Origin of the sequence: Methylobacterium sp. J-076 (assembly GCF_022829405.1) — a bacterium.
GTDB lineage: Bacteria > Pseudomonadota > Alphaproteobacteria > Rhizobiales > Beijerinckiaceae > Methylobacterium.
The window spans coordinates 1-2,161 of record NZ_JAKSXW010000052.1 but is presented as its reverse complement, the minus strand read 5'-3'; the positions used below and the strand labels follow the sequence as shown (position 1 = coordinate 2,161).

Sequence of the window (2,161 nt, the reverse complement as noted above, 5' to 3'; positions counted from 1 at the left end):
TTCGTCGGTGAGGCGCCGGCGCGCAGGGTGTCGACGAACCAGTCCATCGCTTCGAGGAAGCCGGCGGTGGCCTCAGGCGTGAGCGGCGCGAGTGGGATGGTCTTGCGCTTGGTTACCGCGTCCGGTGGCAGATGGATACCGGGTACCGCGTTCAGGCGGTCGAGCAGTGCCTGCCGCAAGCCGAGATCGTCGAACACCGGCTTGGCGAGCATATACTTGAAGTACACCGCCATCGTGCCGTCGCTGAACAATCGCAGCGCCGGGATGGCGACCCCATCCTTCTCGAATACCGCGCTTAGCGCCCCGAACGGCGGATTGGCGTTAAAGTTGATGCGGTCCGCCCGGCGATGGATCCAGGCGACGATAGCCCGAGCGGAGGCGAGTACCGACGCGTCGCCGTGGACGGCGATCTCAGCCATCACGCTCGCTTCGTCCCAGGTCCGCTTGAACGGCGCGGCACGGCCCGGGCTGCCCTTGCGGTCCTTGGCCGCCTCTGAGCGGCCGAGCACGATCGGCACCAGCGTCTTCAGCCCCTGGCCTTCGTACTGGCGCAGCTCCACCGCCAGCACCTCGGCCGGCTGCATCTGCCGGTTGAGGAACTCGACCACCCGCCGCAGCTCCGGCGGCACACGATCGGCTACAAACAAGAGCCGCACCCGCCCGGCCTGGAGGTTCGTGCGCACCCCCTCCCAGAATGCTTCTGGATCCGAGTCCGGCCCGATCAGGTCGCCGAGTACCGCCACTGGGTCTCCGCCCTCCGCCTCGCAGCGCGCTCCAAACACCGCCCGCAGGGTATCGAGCGGCCAGTGCAGCACCGAGTTCGCCGCGTAGTCGAGCATCTGCCCGACCACTTCGCGGCGGATGCGGGTGTCGGTGCTGCGCTTCACCTCTACCAAGGCCGGGATGCCGTCCTGGTCGAGGAACAGGTGATCGAGCGACCAGCGGTTGGCGCCGCCCTCCTCGGCGGCAATGCCCTTCTCGCGTGCCACCAGCATGAAGCGGCGCGGGCACCTCGGTATCGATCTGGTCGCCGGCGAGCAGCTCGGGAAAGGAGGCGAGCAGGCGCTGGAAGTCGTCCTCTATGGCAAAGCTCGCCGCCTGCATGGCGACCAAGGTCTGCGCATAGCGCAGGACGAAGACGCCCGTAGGCGATGGTGTGATCCGGCTCGATCAGGATCACGCCCTCTGCGAGACCGTCGACGACCTGCGCCAGTTGCCGCTGCTCGAACTGGGTCATGATGGCTCACCTCGTTCGAAGGGCATCAGTGCCGCCTCGCATCCACGCATGGGTGCCAACGTCCCAAACGATGCGTCGGGCAATACCCCTGGCATCGCCGGCCGGCATCCTTGTCTTCGTCGGGAAGATCGTCGCCTGGGACCAGCTCGCGTTACCGCACTGGACAACCCGCGAGGACGTTCGTTCCGTTCCAGGGCTGGCAGTGGCGGGCACCGCTCGCTTTCCATAGCTCGCAGGTCGTGACACTCACTACCCATGAGCAGCTTGCACAAATTGATCGGGACGGTCGCCCGCCGGCGCCATACGCCGGTAACCGACTACGGTGTCACGCTGCTGTTGATCGGCGCCATGACCTTCGTTCGGTTCCTGGCTCCAGCCCATGTCGCTCCGTTCCTGCTGTACATTCCTGTCCTCATGATCGTCACTCTGGCTTTCGGCTGGGGGGCCGGGACGCTGGCGCTGTCGTTGTCCACCTTGATCGCCGCGTGGTTCTACACGCGCGACGGGATACTCGGCGGCGTCGACGTCGCGCTGCTGGGTCAGTACGTGACGGTCGGTGCGACCATGGTGTGGATCTGCCACGCGTTGCGCCGCTCCGTCGTGCAGAATGAAGCTACGTTGGAGCGGCTCAACGCAGCGAACCACGTTCTCGTCGACAGGGAGGCGGCGCTGACCAGCGCCAACGCTGCGGCGGAGGCTGCTAAGGAAGCGGCCGAGCAGGCTAACACGGCAAAGAGCGATTTTCTGGCTAATATGAGCCATGAACTCCGCACACCGCTTTCCGCCATCATCGGCTACAGCGAGATGATGGGTGAGGAGATCGCAGACGGCTGCGATGCGTCGGACCTTGTGGCCGACATTGGCAAGGTCGAGCGCAACGCCCGTCACCTGCTCGGGCTCATCAACGACGTGCTGGACCTCTCA

Annotated in this window: 2 protein-coding genes; one reads left to right on the top strand and one right to left on the bottom strand. The window is 65.8% G+C overall.

The features are described 5' to 3' along the window. On the bottom strand, positions 1-995 hold a 995-nt coding region (locus tag MKK53_RS04005), incomplete at its 3' end, for a hypothetical protein (RefSeq protein ID WP_243927053.1). Between the two features lie 497 nt (positions 996-1,492). On the opposite strand from MKK53_RS04005, the gene MKK53_RS04000 reads away from it, so the two are divergent. Next, on the top strand, positions 1,493-2,161 hold a 669-nt coding region (locus tag MKK53_RS04000; protein ID WP_279598800.1), incomplete at its 3' end, for a sensor histidine kinase.